Raw genomic sequence first — 14,546 nt, 5'->3', positions numbered from 1 at the left:
GCCCTCGCGCGCCTACGTCAGCGCGTTCGGCTTCAAGGGGGCCGATCAGCAGAAGCCGTCGGAGGTCCTCTCGGGCGGCGAGCGCAACCGCCTGAATCTGGCGCTCACCCTCAAAGAGGGCGGCAACCTGATCCTGCTCGATGAGCCGACCAACGACCTCGATGTCGAAACGCTCTCCTCGTTGGAGAATGCGCTGGAGCAGTTCCCGGGTTGTGCCGTGGTCATCTCCCACGACCGCTGGTTCCTCGACCGCACCTGTACCCACATTCTGGCGTGGGAGGGCAACGTGTCGGAAGGGCAATGGTTCTGGTTCGAGGGCAACTTTGAGGCCTACGAGGCCAACAAGATCGATCGTCTGGGCGCCGACGCGGCCCGTCCTCACCGGGTGACGCACCGCAAGCTGACCCGCGACTGACGGTAGGCGGTCGCGGGCCGGCTTGCCGCAGCCGCGGTGATCTAGCAGTTGTTGCAGCCGCCGCTACGCTTACGGCTGCGGGCGGGTTGGGCGAAGGTGGAGGTCCGCCGGGTGTCTGTCCGCGGTGCTGGGCCAGGCTACATGGATGGAACGCTCCCGCTGCGCTTGCGCTTACGGCCGCGGGCGGGCTGGGCGAAGATGAAGGTCCGCCGGGTGACTGTCCGGTTCGATTTCCTCATGACGCACTCCGTGTTCCTCATGACGCACTCCGGGTGACTATTAGCGAGATCGTTTCTTCACGATAGCCCGAAATGTTCACTTTGGCCGTTGTCTTGGGTCCGGTGACCAAACGGCGGTGGAGTGTCTAGCATCGACCTTGTGGACGGCGTGCCGGTCGAGTGCCTCGAAGCTGGACAAGTGCGTGTCGACGGTGCTCCGATCATCGACATTCGTCGTTGCGATGACGGGCACGGCGAAGTGGTCCTGATCAATGACGACATGCCGATGCTCGTCGAATCCGTCCTCTCGGCAGTGCACGGCCGTGGTCTGCGCGTTGACACAATTGAGCACCCGGTTCTCGGCGTTCGCCGCGACGAGCACGGACAGTTGCTCAGCGCCGGGGATCGTGGCACCGGTGACGAGGACGAGTCGTGGATCCGGCTGCAGTTCAGCGACTCCGGTCAACGCGACACCGATGGTGATGACACCTTGCGCACGGCGACCACCGCGGCGCTCGAGCAGGTCGGCGCGATCCAGGCCGATCGCCCGGCGATGCTCCTAGCGCTGGGGCGCCTCGCCGACGACCTGGATTCAGCCGACGAGGATCCGGAGACGGCCGCGCTGTTGCGCTGGCTCGGCGATGGGAATTTCGTTCCGCTGGGGCAGACTGGCCCGGAGGTGAATCGGGGGATTTGCCGACCCCACCTCGCCTATCGTGCCCAGCATCTCGCCGATCGTGCCCTGCCGCCTGTCTTGGCCCGCGCATATCTTCCGACGGGGGTGGTGCGGACGCAGTTTCCGGTTCTGGTCAGCATCCGGGTCGACGACGAGGAGCAATTCTTCATTGGTCTGCTGAGCACGGCGGGCCTGAGCCAGTCGGTCTTCGAGATCCCCGTCGTACGGCGGGCGGTCAGCGCGGTTTTCGACGATGCTGATGTCGACGTCGAGTCATTCGTCGGCGAGGAGATGACGGACTACCTCCAGAACTACCCGCTGGCTGAGTTGTTTGCCACGCCCACCGATGATCTGGCCAAGCGGATCGACGCTCTGGTGGACTCGGCGGCTTCGTCAGCGCTGGACGTTTTCGTGCGTGTCGACCCGCGAACACAGACCGCCGCCGGACTGGTCTACTTGCCGCGAGAGCGCTACAGCACCGCCACTCGACTGCGCCTACAGGATGAGTTGGCAGGCGAGTTGGGGGGTTCGCAGGTCGAGTACACCGGACACGTCGGGGAGGGGCCGCGCGCCCTGCTGCACGTCGTGATGCGGATCGACCCGGACGCTGACCGGCCCTCGTATGCAACGGGATCGCCCGCTCAGCGGGCACTGCGGGAGGGTCTCGGCGCGGTGATTCTCACCTGGGACGAACGCCTTGCCGAAAACGTCCCCGAAGAGGTCGACGGCACCGAACTGCTCCGCTTTGCGTCGGCGGTCTCCCCGTCGTATCAAGAGCTTCGCGATCCGCGACGCGCCTACGACGATTTGACTCACTGGCAGGCGATGTCACCGGGGGAGGTTGTCGTCGCGGCACCAGACCCGCGGACCGTCGTGATCTACCTGTGCGACGACTCAGCCGACCTGACCGATCTGCTGCCTGTCTTCGACAGCCTGGGCGTGCGGGTGGCCGAGGAGCAGGCGTTCCGCATCGACCGACCCGATGGCGTGACGTGCTGGGCCTACGAGTTCGACGTCGACGTGCCCGCCGGCGACGACGACCCTGAGGGGCGAACGGCTCGGCTCATCGATGCCTTCGAGGCGATTTGGCGGGGCGATGCAGAGCTCGACGCGTTCAACGCACTGATCCTGAGTACCGCCCTCACCTGGCGAGAGGTCGCCATCCTGCGCGCCTACCATCACTATTTGCGCCAATGTGGCTCGGCATACCGCGCGGTCTACGTTGCCGACGTGCTCGCCTCGCACCGTGCGGTGACCGCCGCGCTACTGGCACTGTTCGAGGCGACATTCGATCCGGACCAGGCCGACGACGAGCGCCGCGCAGAGGCGGCGGTCCGCCTCGACGCGGAGGCGGCCAAGGTCTTCAGCCTGGACGCCGATCGCGTGTTGTCGGCCTTGCGATCGGCGGTGCTGGCCACCTTGCGGACCAATGCCTTTGTGTCACAGGACTATTCGCCGGGAGTCCGGCGTGCACTGGTGCTGAAGCTGGCGCCGCAGAAGATTCCACTCGCCCCCGCGCCGCGGCCACGTTTCGAGTTGTACGTCCACTCGCCCCGCGTCGAGGGCGTGCACCTGCGCTTCGGAATGGTTGCGCGCGGCGGGCTGCGCTGGTCGGATCGCGGGGAGGACTATCGCACCGAGATCCTCGGTCTGGCCAAGGCACAGTCGGTGAAAAACGCGGTGATCGTGCCACTCGGCGCAAAGGGGGGATTCGTCGTCAAAGACGGTCGATCGCCCTCGCGCGAGACTGTCGTGTCGCGCTACCGCGAGTTCATCGCCGCACTCCTCGACGTGACCGACAACATCGACCTGGTCACCGGGGACATCGTCACACCCGAACGAGTGATCCGCCGCGACCGCGACGACCCCTATCTCGTGGTCGCCGCCGACAAGGGGACCGCGTCCTTCTCCGACGCGGCGAATGCGGTCGCCGCGGACTACGGTTTCTGGCTCGGCGACGCATTCGCCTCGGGCGGTTCGGTCGGCTACGACCACAAGGCCATGGGAATCACCGCGCGGGGAGCGTGGATCTCGGTCCAGCGCCACTTCGCCGAGATCGGGATCGACCCGCAGCGCCAGGACATCACCGTCGTCGGCATCGGTGACATGAGCGGGGACGTGTTCGGCAACGGCATGCTGCGCTCGGCGCATATCCGACTGGTCGGGGCCTTCGACCACCGCCATGTCTTCCTCGACCCCGATCCGGATCCGGCGTCCTCGTTTGTCGAGCGCAAGCGACTGTTCGACCTTCCGCGCTCGTCGTGGGACGATTATGACACTGGGCAGATCAGCGCGGGCGGCGGCGTCTTCAGTCGCGACCGAAAGTCCATCCCGATCACGCCACAGGTGCGATCGGTGCTCGGACTCGACGACGATGTCGCCGAGCTTGCGCCGCCGGAGCTGATCCGGGCCATGCTGCTCGCCCCGGTCGACTTGCTGTGGAACGGCGGGATCGGCACCTACATCAAGGCGTCGACGCAGACGAATGCGGAGGTTGGGGACAAGGCCAACGATGCGGTACGCGTCGATGCCAACCGGCTCCGCGTGACCGTCGTCGGGGAGGGCGGCAATCTCGGGGTCACCGAACAGGGGCGGATCGAGGCCGACCTGCACGAAGTCGCCATAAACACCGATGCCCTGGACAACTCTGCCGGTGTCGATTGTTCCGATCACGAGGTCAACCTCAAGATCCTGCTGCAGGCGGCAGTGACCTCGGGTGCCCTGGGTGCTCATACCCGCGCCGACTTCCTGGCATCGTTGACCGACGACGTCGCCGATGCGGTCCTCGCTGACAACGTCGCCCAAAACAACGAACTCGGCTTCGAACGCACTCAGGCGTCGCGTTACGTCGATACCCATGAGCGGATGTTGGCCGACCTCGCCGACCGGCGCAAGGTCGACCTGGCCCTGGAAGGGCTGCCCACGCCGGCACAGCTGCGGGACCGATTCGCCTCGACGCGGGCGGCGGGTCGGGCGCGTGCACTGACGTCGCCGGAACTGGCCACCCTGATGGCTCAGGTCAAACTCGGCCTCAAGTCGGACCTGCTCGATTCCGAGCTCCCAGACAATGACCTGTTCACCGTCCGGTTGCGCGGCTATTTCCCGACCGCGGTGGTGGAGCGCTTCTCCGGTGAGCTCCACGGGCATCGGCTGCGGCGGGAGATCATCGCGACGAGCATTGTCAACGACGTCGTCGACTTGGGTGGGCTGTCGCACGTATTCCGCCTCGGGGAGGGCAGCGGGGTTGGCCCGATCGACGCGGTGCGCGCCTTTGTGGTGGTCACCGAGGTTTTCGACCTGCGTCCGCTGTGGACGCGACTGGTTGCGTCGCCGGTCGCCACTGCGGTGATCGACGAGATGCTGTACTACTCGCGCCGACTCCTGTTCCGCGCGTCGCGCTGGTTCCTGGCGACCCGACCGCAGCCACTCGCCCTCGCCGCGGAAGTCACCCGCTACCGCCACCGCGTAGCGGAACTGCACGACGAATTGAACGGTTGGCTCGGGTCGGCGTCGAGGGCCGACGTGGACTCGCGGGCGCGTCGGCTGATCGTCGAAGGCGTCGAACCGACGGTGGCGCGCACGGTGGCGCTCAGCCTGCACAGCTATGCGTTGCTCGACATTATCGACGTCGCCGAGATCACCGACCGTGATGTCACGGAGGTGGGGCTCATGTACTGGATGCTGTGCGAGCGGCTCCAGGTGGAGCAGTTGCTGAGCGCTGTCACCGATCTGGATGCGCACGATCGGTGGCAGGTACAGGCGCGCCTCGCGATCCGCGACGATCTGCACGGCGTCCTGCGCACCCTGACCCAGGCGATTCTGGTTCAGGGGGACGCGACAGAGTCGCCGGAGGCACAAATCGCCGATTGGGAGTTGCGCAACGTGGCGCGGATCGCCCGGGTGCGGACGACGATCGGTCAGGTACGAGGATCGGACGTCTTCGAGTTTGCGTCTCTCTCGGTTGCGGCTCGGGCGTTGCGCAGTATCGCCTTCTGAGTCTGGGGTGCCCACTGGGCGGGGTGGGGGTGCCCACTCGGCGGGAGGGGAGTCGCCCGGTGGACAATGGTCGGTGGAGCCGGACAAGTCGACACGAGAGGCTGTGTACACGATGGAGATTCCCGACGAGGGGTGCCGGACTGCCCGTGGATACCTGGTCAAGGTGCCGGTGCGATGGTCGGACATGGATGTGTTCCAGCACATCAACCACGCGCGCATGGTCACCCTTCTCGAGGAGGCCCGCATCCCGTGGCTCTTCTACGACGAGCGGCCGACGGCACCGCTGCGCGAGGGCTGCGTCGTGGTCGACTTGAACGTGAAGTACCAGGCCCAGTTGCGCCACGATCAGGGTCCGATCGAGGTCCTGATGTTCGTGGAGAAGCTGCGCTCGGTTGACTTCACCGTCGGCTACGAGGTCCGCCCGGCCGGGGCTGACGTGGATTCGAAGCCGGCCGTGGTCGCCTCGACCCACCTGGCCTCATTCGACATCAACACCCAGCGCCCGCGGCGGATGTCTGACGCGGAGAAGGACTACCTGCGCGAATTCCTCCGCGAGGCGTGAGATGGGTGATCGACGACTGACCCTCGCCTCAACCGCCGACGCCGGCGACGTGGCCGCTTTCGTCGGCCGACTGCTGCGCCTCGACGAAGCAGCGGTCATCCGGGTTCAGCAGCGTGCTGATGGGCTCGTCGGACTATGGGGCACAACGGGTTTCGATGTTCTTGCGACACGATCGGTGTTCGGTTCGATCAGCCCGCCCGATGTCGTGTGCGATGCCGGCGTCGTGCAGTCCGCGGCCGGCGCGGGGCAGTTGACTATCGATCCGGGCTTCTCGCTCGACAGTGCGTGGCGCGGCGCGCTACCACCGCAATCGGGCTACCGGCAGATCGACGATGTCCCGCTGCGGACCGTCGTCGACCTCGCGCAACGCGGGGCCGCGCTCGCCAATGAGCCGGTGGGCGGGCACGGGCCAGTCACGTCGCTCCTGGACCAGGTAGTCCTGGAGGTGACCGATCCGACCGGCGAAGTCGCCGTCGGGGTGGCGCTGCGCGCGCTGTTCGCCCTCACCGGGATGGGCTTCGCCCGCGACCGCCACGGGCACGGGATCAGCGAATCGACGGTGCTCGAGGACATCGCGGAGGATGAGCCGGTCCGCGTGCGCGCGAGTGGCACCTGGATCCGCCTCGACGCCCGGTTCGGCGCGGTCTATCAGCGTCGTGGAGACCAGTTCGCGGTTACCGCCCTCTGAGTCACCGATGGGCAACCAGCCAGACCGCCGAGTTGCCCGGCAGTCGGCCGTCGACGAACGGCTTACTGGTCAACAACACATCTCCGGGCGGGACTGACACCGGCTTCGGCCCGGTGTTGAGCGCGCACACCAGGTGGCCCTCCGAGCGCCGGAACGCCAGGCATCCGGCGGGGGAGCCGTACCAGTCGATGGCGTCCCCGCGGAACTCGACGCGGTGGAAGCGCAATTCGATGGCCCGGCGGTAGAGCGCGAGGGTGGAGTACACATCCTCCAGTTGCTGCTCGGCGGTCAACGCGGCCCACTCCGGCGGCATCGGCAGCCACGTGTGCCGGTTGCTGCTGAACCCGAACGGGGGGTCCTCGCCCTCCCACGGGATCGGCACCCGGCATCCGTCTCGACCACGCGCGGTGTGCTCGGACCGCTGCCAGACCGGATCTTGCAGCACCTCGTCGGGCAGGGCGACGTTGGGGAGCCCGAGCTCGGCACCGTTGTAGATGAACGCCGTGCCGGGTAGGGCCAGTTCGACGAGAAGCATCGCCCGAGCCCGGTCGGTCCCGATCGCGAGGCCCGCGGGGGAGTCGTCGGGCGCGTAGCGGGTTACTTCGCGGTACACGTCGTGGTTGGACAGTGCCCAGGTTGCGGGCGCGCCCACCGTGGCGACGGCGGCGAGTGAGTTTTCGATCGCGGCGCGAATCTCGTCGGCGGCGAAGGCGGCCATGGCGAGCCGGAAGTTGAAGCCGAGATGCAACTCGCCGGGCCGGAGGTACGCCGCGAACTGGGCGTTGTTCTCCACCCAGACCTCGCCGACGGTGAACGCGCCGGGGTATTCGTCGACGACGGCTCGAATGCGCCGGTGGATCGCGTGGACCTCTGGATTATTGAACCGTGGATCAGAATCGGTGTGCCGCAGCACCTGCGCGGCGTGCAGGTCCATGTCCGGCAGACCCGGGGCCTTGGCAAGCCCGTGGGCCACATCGATCCGGAAGCCGTCGATGCCCCGGTCGAGCCAGAAGCGCAGCGTCCGCTCCAGATCGGCGACGACGTCGTCGTCCTCGAAGTTCAGGTCGGGCTGCTGCGGTGCGAACAGGTGCAGGTACCACTGCCCGGGCGTCCCGTCGGGCTCAGTGATTCGCGACCAGGCCGGCCCGCCGAACACGCTGACCCAGTTGTTGGGCGGCTGTGACCCATCGGCTCCCCGTCCGTCGCGGAAGTAGTAGCGCGCGCGCTCGGCGCTCCCGGATGCCGCGGCGAGGGCGGCGGCGAACCAGGGGTGTTCGATGCTGGTGTGGTTGGGGACCACGTCCATCGCGACGCGGATCTCACGCCCGTGTGCTTCGGCGAGGAGGCGGTCGAAGGTGGCGAGGCTACCGAACAGGGGATCGATGTCGCGTGGATCGGACACGTCATAGCCGTGATCGGCCATGGGGGAGCGCATCACCGGCGAGAGCCAGATGGCGTCGACACCGAGGAGTTCGAGGTGGCCGAGCTTGGCGATGATCCCGCCGAGGTCGCCCACCCCGTCGCCGTTCGAATTGGCGAACGACCGTGGATAGATCTGGTAGATGACGGCGCGGCGCCACCATTCTTGGTCCGCGGGATCGAGTTGCGTGTTGGGCCGTTTGGGCGATTGGGCCGACCGGACGATGTTGGGGGCAGCCTTCGACCGCACGATGTTCGGCGTTTCACTCATCGTGCTCCAGATCCCCTTCAGGTCACAGTGGTGCGTTCACCAGCGAGGTGGCGGCCCGGTTCAGATAGTCCAGCAGCGTATGGCGATGTTCGTCGTCGAGCACGTCGGCGCTGACTTCGGCGATGGCCGTCTCCATGCAGCGTAGCCACGCATCCCGCTCGATGGGGCCGATGCGATACGGCACGTGACGCATTCGCAACCGGGGGTGGCCACGCTCGTCGGCGTAGGTGTGGGGTCCGCCCCAATACTGCTCGAGAAACATGCGCAGGCGGCGCTGCGCCGGCCCCAGGTCCTCCTCGGGATACATCGGGCGCAGGATCTCATCGCGCGCGACCTCCGCATAGAACCGCTTGGTGATGGCCTCGAACGTCGCGTGGCCGCCGACTTCCTCGTAGAAACTGGGCACGCCCTCATTGTCCACAACCAGCCTTACGGGGGCGAATCTGCGTTACCGTCACGACTGGACCACATCGCGGTGATCAGGGGGATACGGGTGATACGAGCGTGGCGTGGCAGGTGGCGGCGACTCTCGACCGCGGCGGCGGCGGCCGTCGCCGTGATCGTCGCAGCGGGACTCACCGGCGAGGCGGCCGCGCGCCCGCAGTACCCGGTCAACTATGACCTTTTCTCGGCCTTCGGCGGCGGGAGTCTGGCGCCCAATACGCCGCCGCCGGGGGCAAACCGCTTCGCGTGCCGCAGCGCGGCACATCCGCGACCGGTCATTCTGGTTCACGGATTCATGGCGAACCAGTACAACAGCTGGCAGGCGATGGCCCCGCGCCTGGCCAACGAGGGCTACTGCGTGTTCACGCTCACCACCGGGCAGCTCCCCCCGGGCGGGCCCTTTGGCAACCTGAACAAGATGGCGGTGTCGGCGCGACAATTGTCGGCCTTCGTCGACACGGTGCGCGCCCGTACCGGCGCGCACCAGGTCGACGTCATCGGGCACTCGCTCGGCGGTACCGTGCAATCGATCTACATCAAGCACTACGGCGGAGCGGCAAAGGTATTTCGGGCGATCTCGGTCGGCGGCGTCGTCTCCGGCTATCCCACCGTGAGCGGGTTGGCCACCGTGGAGATCCCCGGGATGCGGAAGCTGCTGGAGGGCCCGTGTCCGGGGTGCAATGAATTCGCCGACCCGAATACCTACATCCAGCTGCGAAAGACCGATCCACGCGTTCGGTATGTGGCGATTGCGAGTACCCACGACGAATTCGTCACCCCAACCCAGAACGCGTTGCTGCCGCCCGCGCCGAACGTGACCAATGTACTCGTGCAGACGGCCTGCCCGAGTTCGATGGTCGGACACCTCGCACTCCTCTACGACCGGGGGGTCATTGCGATGGTCCTCAACCACCTCGACCCGGACCGTGCGACAGCGGTTCCGTGTCAGCCGGGAATCCCGGTGTGACGCCGTGGTCGGTGCGCACCGGTCACATATCGAGTGCGCGCCAGCGCTGGGCATGGTTCCCTTGACACTGTGATCGCGATTTCGTGGCAACGGCAACGCGTGCTGCTGCTCAACGCCACCTTCGAGCCGCTCACCGTCGTGTCGACGCGCCGGGCGATCGTCCTCACCATCACCGGTCGCGCCGAGACGGTCCACGAGGACGAGGACCATGCGATCGCACACTCCGAGCAACTGGCGGTCGCGGTTCCGTCGGTGATCCGGTTGAACCACTTCGTCCGAGTGCCGTACCGGGCCCAGATTCCCCTGACACGGGCCGCGCTGATGCGTCGCGACGCGTCGCGCTGTGGGTATTGCGGTTCCCGGGCGACCACGATCGACCACGTCGTCCCGCGCAGCCGTGGCGGGGCGAACACCTGGGACAACTGTGTTGCATGCTGTGTGCCCTGCAATCGGCGTAAGGCCGACCGACTGCTCCACGAGATCGGCTGGACATTGCATCGCGAGCCGGTGGCACCGAAGGGTCAGCACTGGCGGCTGTTGGCGACCGTGTCCGACATCGATCCGGTGTGGGAGCAGTACCTAGCGGCGTGACGGGGGCCGGTCCTACGCGCCGAGTCGGCGGCGGAGAAAGTCGACCTGGTGGGCCGCACAGCGATGGAACCAGTTGTTGCCGGCGACGCCGGCAAACACGTCGAAGTGGTCACAGGGATAGTGTCGTACTTCGGCCCGCGCGGCGAAGGCCGCCTTGGCCGCCGCGTGCGGGGGTGCGGCCTGGTCGAGGTCGGCGATCTGCACGAGGACCGGGGCGGTGATCAGCTTTGCGTGCCGGCCCGGCCGATAGGCGGCGAGTTGGGTGCCGATCGTCGCGTCGATCTCGTTGCGCCACGATGGGCCGGCCAGGGCGGTCGCGGCTTCGTAATAGCCGGGTGCGGTCAGTGCGCCGAATCCGCCCGGCTGCGCGACGATAGGGATCGTGGCGGGCGATTTGCCCATCAGCTGGCGGGCCGAGCTGCGCCACCCCGTCGTCGTGGACCGCAGCAGGCTGCGCGGCGTGTGCAGCGGCAGCGCGTGACGAGCGGCGGCCGGGCCGTTGACCATCGGCACCACCGCGATCACCGCGGCGATGTCGCTGCGGCGGCTGGCGACGTCGAAAACGTGCCCACCCGATTGCGAAACCCCCCACAGCACAATCGCTGCCGGGTCGACCCCGGGCTGGCGGGCGGCCGCGGCGCAGGCGGCGTCATAGTCCGAGATCTGGTCGTGCATGCAGACGTGTTGGCGGGGGGTGCCGGCCGATTCGCCGAACCCGCGGTAGTCGAAGGCGAAGACGGCGAACCCTGCGGCTTGCAGCGCCCGGGCGTACGGGTCGAGCCCGGAGTCCTTGGTGCCGCCGATGCCATGTCCCATGACGACGACGGGGGCGGGACTCGCCCCGACGGCGGGGTAGAACCAGGCGGCACAATTGACCCCGCCGCTGAGGAACGTGACATCGGTGCGGGCCCCGCGCGATAGGGGGGTCGTGCCGGGCGTCATGCGCTCGCCTCCGTTGTCGTTGTCGAGGGGGTGACTCCGACGCCGGCCCAGCGGGGCGGTCCCTGCTGTCGCGCGCGGACCAGGCCGGCGGGGAGCTCCTTGGTCCGCATGTTGTGCTCGTAGACGAAGTAGTCGAGCTGCTGGGTGTGGCGCGGCCGGTCGAGCATATGGCCGGTGTAGAGCGCCATATCGTCGTCGATCACCCGGCGCATCTGTTCGACCGGCGGCAGGCGGTAGTTGCCGACCGCATATGCGCCGACGAGTCGGGCCTGGGATTCGACGAACGGGAACAGCGTTGGGGTGGCCTGGGCGAAGCCGTGGAAGACCAGGTCGTCGATGCCCGGGTAGAACATCCGCTTGTACAGATCGATTCGATTGTCGGGCGCGGAGATGAAGTCTTCGTCGAAGAACGGGAAGGTGATGTTGTAACCGGTCGCGTAGATGATGATGTCGAAGTCGGCGGAAGTCCCGTCGTCGAAGTGGACGGTGTCGCCGTCGAGCCGGGCGATGTTGGGCTTGGGGATCACATCGCCGGAGCCGAGGCGAAGCGGCAGGTCGAGGGACTGGGTGGGATGCGCCTCGAAGAACTTGTGGTTCGGCGTCGGCAGGCCGAATTCCTCGGGGCGCCCGGCCAGCGGCATCATCACTTGCAGGGCCTTGCGCTGCCAGCTGAGCGGGATGTGCGGCGAGGTGCGGTAGAACTTGTCGGCCGGCTTGCCGAAGTAGTACTTGGGTACGATCCACGCCCCCGACCGGGTCGAGAGGGTGAGGGTGTTCTGCAGCGCCTTGGACGAGAGTTCCACCGCGATGTCGGCGGCGCTGTTGCCCAGGCCGACGACGAGAATGCGCTTTCCGGTGAAGTCGTGCGGCGTGTTGATGTCGATGTAGTGGTGCGCGTGCATCTCGATGCCGCTGAACTCGCCCGGGAAGTCCGGGTAGCGCGGATCCCAGTGATGCCCGTTGGCGACGACGAGCAGATCGAAACGGCGGGTGCCACTGCGCTGCGTGTCCAGTTCCCAGCCGCCGCCGGGGAGGCGGGCGGCGTGGACGACTCCGTTCTCGAACTCGATGTTGCGGTTGAGGCCGAAGGCCTCGGCATAGTCCTCCAGGTACTGCTTGATCTGAGTGTGGTGCGGGAAGTCGGGGTAGTCCGGTGGCATCGGGAAGTCGCGGAAGGAGAGTTGATGTTTGGAGGTGTCGATATGAAGCGACCGATACGCGCTCGAGTGGCCGTTGGGATTGCCGAAGGCCCAGTTGCCGCCGATGCGGTCGGACGCTTCGAAGACGGTGTGCTCGACGTCGTAATCGGTGAGCATCTTCGCCGAGGTCAATCCGCTGATTCCAGCGCCGATCACCGCGACTGTGGGTTGCGTCATAGTGGGAGGGTACACAGACTGTGGAAACTGTCTACCTGTTTCTGCTGCATCGGCCTACACTGCACATCCATGACCCGTTCGGACGCCATGACGACTCGGGAACGATTGCTCGACGTGGCTGATGATCTACTCGCCGACAAGGGCATTCGCGCGACGACGATGAGTACGGTCGCCGAGCGGGCCGAGGTGTCCCGGGCATGGCTCTACCGGCTCTTCCCCGACAAGAACGCGTTGGTGGGTGCGGCACTGATGCGCCTGGTCGAGACGACGTGGGAGCGCAACCATGCCGAACTCGAGGCGATCGATGGATTCGAGGACCGGCTGGTCGCCGGCGTGGCGATTGGCCGGCGGGCCTACGATGACCCGGGCGCGACGCTGATGCGGTTGCGCACCGTCGAACCCGAGGAGTTCGCCGCGGCGATCGGTGTCGGCGTCGCGGGACTGGTGCCCGACCTCGCCGGGTTCTGGCACCGGTATCTCGGCGAGGCCGTGCGTGACGGCGACATCCATCCCGAAACCGATCTCGACGAGGCCGCTGAATGGGTGGCCCGCGTAATGATCAGCCTCGGCAGCGTGGCCGGGCGGCACGTCGACGCCGACGACCCACAGTCGGTTCGGCGACATTTTCGACGCTATGTTCTGCCCGCGCTGCGCTGCGCGCCCGCACACTGATAAATTCATCTCACAGTCAACCGAGAGAGAAGAGATCAGACATGGTGGAAGACCTCATCGTCCCCATCGGGCTCCCGGTGGTCATCGCGGTGTGTACTGCGGTGATCTTGTGTGTGCTTTCGATGATGTACCTGACCTTCTTCGGAAAGACGAAGTATCAGGCCCCGGCGCGCTACACCCTGGATCAGCCCTGGGATCACGCGCCGATCCTCTTCTCGGCGACCGAGGTGCCCAACATGGCCCTCCCCGCGCACGCGCACGAGTCCGACACCGAAGGAGGCGCCGCTCATGGCAAGTGGTGACATCGTTGCAGCCAGTCCCGTCGGCGACCTGCCCATCGGCACCGTCGTCACCAACAGTGGTCGGGTGTCGGGAGTGCGCTTCCCCGATTCCGAGGTTCCCGGCTTCCCGTTCGCACCCGACGAACTGTTGCGCCTCGACGAGGCGCTGAAGACCTGCTCGGAGGAAGCCCGGGTTCGCTTCTCGGTCTACCTCGGCGACCTTGGTGCCGATCCGGTGGCCGGCGCTCGGGAGATCCTGCTCAAGGGCCCGGAGCCGGCCCACGGCACCCTCATCGCGGTGTCGCCGAATTCGAAAGACATCGCCGTGGTCTCCGGTGCCGCGGTCGCCGGCCGGGTCAACGACCGTGTTGCGGCACTCGGCGTGACCGCGGCGGCGGGTGCTTTCCGCCGCGGCGACCTGATCGACGGCTTGGTTTCGGCACTGCGCGTGATGACCACCGCGGCCGTCACCCCGTAGGCGCGCGTTACCCGACGAGGGCGGCCGGAGCGAATATCGCTCCGGCCGCCCTTGTCGGTGGTTGTGGACCACCTCAACCCTCAGTCAGGCAGGGGAATTCATGATCGAATTTACCGAGTGGTACAACCACGAACACCGCCACCGCGGCGAGGCGAGATTAGAGTTCAGACATGGTTAAGCATGGCAGCGTCCATCCAGACAAGCGCTCCTCGGTACCACAGTCTCGGGTTGGCCGCTGGGCTGTGGCGCTCGGAGCGCTCACCCTGACCAGCGTCGTCCTGATCCTGCTGTCACTTGCTTTCGACCTTGTTGATCTGCCCGGCAGCTTCGGTGACAACTGGTGGTTCGGTGTGTGGGGGCTGTCCATCTGGGCGACCGGACTGGCTTCGATCGGCACCGGCGCCGTGGCGATCATCCGTCGGCACGATCGCTCGTGGATGGTCGTGCTGGCCACTGTTCTTGGCTTCCTCCCCGTCGCGCTACTGCTTTCGGAGGCGGTACTCGGCAAGGTCTGACGCGACGGCAGCCTCCTCGCGAACTTTGGCGGCGC

The 14,546-nt window shown here is 66.8% G+C and carries 14 protein-coding genes; 10 read left to right on the top strand and 4 right to left on the bottom strand.

Going from position 1 to position 14,546, the window contains the following annotated elements; genetic code table 11:
• From B4M62_RS10555 to B4M62_RS10540, 4 genes are all read left to right on the top strand, one after another.
• The coding region (locus B4M62_RS10555) for an ATP-binding cassette domain-containing protein (RefSeq protein WP_290707442.1) at positions 1-415 on the top strand (415 nt) is incomplete at its 5' end.
• Between the two features lie 378 nt (positions 416-793).
• A complete protein-coding gene (locus B4M62_RS10550; protein WP_290707440.1) occupies positions 794-5,305 on the top strand; it encodes an NAD-glutamate dehydrogenase in 4,512 nt (1,503 codons plus the stop codon).
• 112 nt (positions 5,306-5,417) lie between these two features.
• Positions 5,418-5,867, top strand: coding sequence for an acyl-CoA thioesterase (locus B4M62_RS10545; RefSeq protein WP_290707438.1), 450 nt, complete (start codon positions 5,418-5,420; stop codon positions 5,865-5,867).
• A gap of 1 nt (position 5,868) precedes the next feature.
• Positions 5,869-6,555, top strand: coding sequence for a hypothetical protein (locus B4M62_RS10540; RefSeq protein ID WP_290707436.1), 687 nt, complete (start codon positions 5,869-5,871; stop codon positions 6,553-6,555).
• A gap of 1 nt (position 6,556) precedes the next feature.
• Here the strand turns inward: B4M62_RS10540 and B4M62_RS10535 are convergent, their stop codons facing one another.
• Positions 6,557-8,245: a glycoside hydrolase family 13 protein gene (locus tag B4M62_RS10535; protein WP_290707434.1), complete on the bottom strand. Its 1,689-nt coding sequence runs from the start codon at positions 8,243-8,245 to the stop codon at positions 6,557-6,559.
• Positions 8,246-8,267: 22 nt separating this feature from the next.
• Positions 8,268-8,651, bottom strand: a complete 384-nt coding sequence (locus B4M62_RS10530) for a globin (protein ID WP_290707432.1) — start codon at positions 8,649-8,651, stop codon at positions 8,268-8,270.
• An 87-nt stretch (positions 8,652-8,738) separates the two neighbouring features.
• Between B4M62_RS10530 and B4M62_RS10525 the strand changes: the two genes are divergently transcribed.
• Both B4M62_RS10525 and B4M62_RS10520 read left to right on the top strand, forming a co-directional pair.
• Entirely contained in the window at positions 8,739-9,656 is a 918-nt protein-coding gene (locus tag B4M62_RS10525; protein ID WP_290707431.1) for an esterase/lipase family protein, read from the top strand.
• A gap of 69 nt (positions 9,657-9,725) precedes the next feature.
• On the top strand, positions 9,726-10,247 hold the full coding sequence (locus B4M62_RS10520) for an HNH endonuclease (protein WP_344716719.1): 522 nt from the start codon (positions 9,726-9,728) through the stop codon (positions 10,245-10,247).
• Positions 10,248-10,259: 12 nt separating this feature from the next.
• On the opposite strand, the gene B4M62_RS10515 is transcribed toward B4M62_RS10520, so the two are convergent.
• Both B4M62_RS10515 and B4M62_RS10510 read right to left on the bottom strand, forming a co-directional pair.
• Positions 10,260-11,189: an alpha/beta hydrolase gene (locus B4M62_RS10515; protein WP_290707426.1), complete on the bottom strand. Its 930-nt coding sequence runs from the start codon at positions 11,187-11,189 to the stop codon at positions 10,260-10,262.
• Positions 11,186-12,565, bottom strand: a complete 1,380-nt coding sequence (locus B4M62_RS10510; RefSeq protein WP_290707424.1) for a flavin-containing monooxygenase — start codon at positions 12,563-12,565, stop codon at positions 11,186-11,188. The genes B4M62_RS10515 and B4M62_RS10510 overlap by 4 nt, the downstream gene beginning before the upstream one ends.
• Before the next feature lie 69 nt (positions 12,566-12,634).
• Here B4M62_RS10510 and B4M62_RS10505 point away from each other — a divergent pair, with 69 nt between their 5' ends.
• From B4M62_RS10505 to B4M62_RS10490, 4 genes are all read left to right on the top strand, one after another.
• Complete coding sequence (locus tag B4M62_RS10505; protein WP_290707422.1) at positions 12,635-13,237, top strand: TetR/AcrR family transcriptional regulator; 603 nt, start codon at positions 12,635-12,637, stop codon at positions 13,235-13,237.
• 41 nt (positions 13,238-13,278) lie between these two features.
• Positions 13,279-13,539 (top strand): hypothetical protein, encoded by a 261-nt coding sequence (locus tag B4M62_RS10500; RefSeq protein WP_414651821.1) that lies wholly within the window; start codon positions 13,279-13,281, stop codon positions 13,537-13,539.
• Entirely contained in the window at positions 13,526-13,996 is a 471-nt protein-coding gene (locus B4M62_RS10495) for a DUF5130 family protein (protein ID WP_290707420.1), read from the top strand. Before B4M62_RS10500 ends, B4M62_RS10495 begins: the two co-directional genes overlap by 14 nt.
• Positions 13,997-14,166: 170 nt before the next feature.
• Positions 14,167-14,511 (top strand): hypothetical protein, encoded by a 345-nt coding sequence (locus B4M62_RS10490; RefSeq protein ID WP_290707418.1) that lies wholly within the window; start codon positions 14,167-14,169, stop codon positions 14,509-14,511.
• Positions 14,512-14,546 lie beyond the last annotated feature (35 nt).

This window comes from Gordonia sp. UBA5067 (assembly GCF_002414845.1).
Lineage (GTDB): Bacteria > Actinomycetota > Actinomycetes > Mycobacteriales > Mycobacteriaceae > Gordonia > Gordonia defluvii.
The sequence above is the reverse complement of the archived record's forward strand: the minus strand, read 5'-3'. Positions and strand labels throughout refer to the sequence as shown.

Bases quoted from the DNA above. Each gene is read 5' to 3' on its own strand.
- B4M62_RS10545 (WP_290707438.1), top strand. From the start codon at position 5,418: ATGGAGATTCCCGACGAGGGGTGCCGGACTGCCCGTGGATACCTGGTC.
- B4M62_RS10540 (WP_290707436.1), top strand. From the start codon at position 5,869: ATGGGTGATCGACGACTGACCCTCGCCTCAACCGCCGACGCCGGCGAC.
- B4M62_RS10535 (WP_290707434.1), bottom strand. From the start codon at position 8,245: ATGAGTGAAACGCCGAACATCGTGCGGTCGAAGGCTGCCCCCAACATC.
- B4M62_RS10515 (WP_290707426.1), bottom strand. From the start codon at position 11,189: ATGACGCCCGGCACGACCCCCCTATCGCGCGGGGCCCGCACCGATGTC.
- B4M62_RS10510 (WP_290707424.1), bottom strand. From the start codon at position 12,565: ATGACGCAACCCACAGTCGCGGTGATCGGCGCTGGAATCAGCGGATTG.
- B4M62_RS10505 (WP_290707422.1), top strand. From the start codon at position 12,635: ATGACCCGTTCGGACGCCATGACGACTCGGGAACGATTGCTCGACGTG.
- B4M62_RS10500 (WP_414651821.1), top strand. From the start codon at position 13,279: ATGGTGGAAGACCTCATCGTCCCCATCGGGCTCCCGGTGGTCATCGCG.
- B4M62_RS10495 (WP_290707420.1), top strand. From the start codon at position 13,526: ATGGCAAGTGGTGACATCGTTGCAGCCAGTCCCGTCGGCGACCTGCCC.
- B4M62_RS10490 (WP_290707418.1), top strand. From the start codon at position 14,167: ATGGTTAAGCATGGCAGCGTCCATCCAGACAAGCGCTCCTCGGTACCA.